Annotated in this window: 2 protein-coding genes; both read right to left on the bottom strand. The window is 73.4% G+C overall.

The genetic code is table 11. The annotated features are described in order from the left end of the window. A partial coding sequence (locus G7A99_RS23160) for a response regulator (protein ID WP_163144406.1) occupies positions 1–426 on the bottom strand: 426 nt, incomplete at its 3' end. A gap of 3 nt (positions 427–429) precedes the next feature. Next, positions 430–691 (bottom strand): PepSY domain-containing protein (locus G7A99_RS23155; protein ID WP_205600027.1); only part of this gene is annotated, 262 nt, incomplete at its 5' end.

Genomic DNA, 691 nt, shown 5'->3' with positions numbered 1-691 from the left:
GTGAACCTCCGAGGTGCGCGTGTCCAGCGTGATCGGGCCGTGGTTGAGCACCGGACTGGCCCACCCCCCGGCACGGCGCAGCAGTGCCTGCACCCGGGCGAGGAGTTCGGGCATCTCGAAGGGCTTGACGAGGTAGTCGTCGGCGCCGGCCTCGAGGCCGGTGACCTTTTCCTGCCAGCGGCTCCGGGCGGTGAGGATGAGCACCGGGTAGCGCCGGCCGGCGGCACGGACACGGCGGATGAGCTCCAGGCCGTCGGGGCCGGGTAGTCCCAGGTCCACGATGGCGACGTCCACGGGGTAGTCCAGGGCCATGTACACGCCCTCGTCGCCGTCGCCGGCCTCATCGACGACGAAGCCCGCCCCGCTCAGGGCGTCCGCGACCTCGCGGCGCAGCCGGATCTCGTCCTCGATGACCAGCGCGCGCACCGTTCAGCGCCTCCGTCCGGCCGGAACCTCGATCACCCGGACCCGCCCCTCGCCGAGAAGCACGCGCATGCGATAGACCTGCTGGCCGTCGGCGCGGGTGCGTGTCTCCACGGAGATCACCTGCCCGCCGGTGCGCCGCTCCACCTGGCGGACCGCCTGGTCGCGGCCGTCAGCGGCGCGGGCGGCGTGAACCGGCGCGGCGGTCGTGCAGACCGCCGCGGCGAGCAGGGCGAACAGGGCGAGACGGGATGCCATGGCTACTCCA

Source organism: Arhodomonas sp. KWT, from assembly GCF_010993615.1.
The sequence above is the reverse complement of the archived record's forward strand: the minus strand, read 5'-3'. Positions and strand labels throughout refer to the sequence as shown.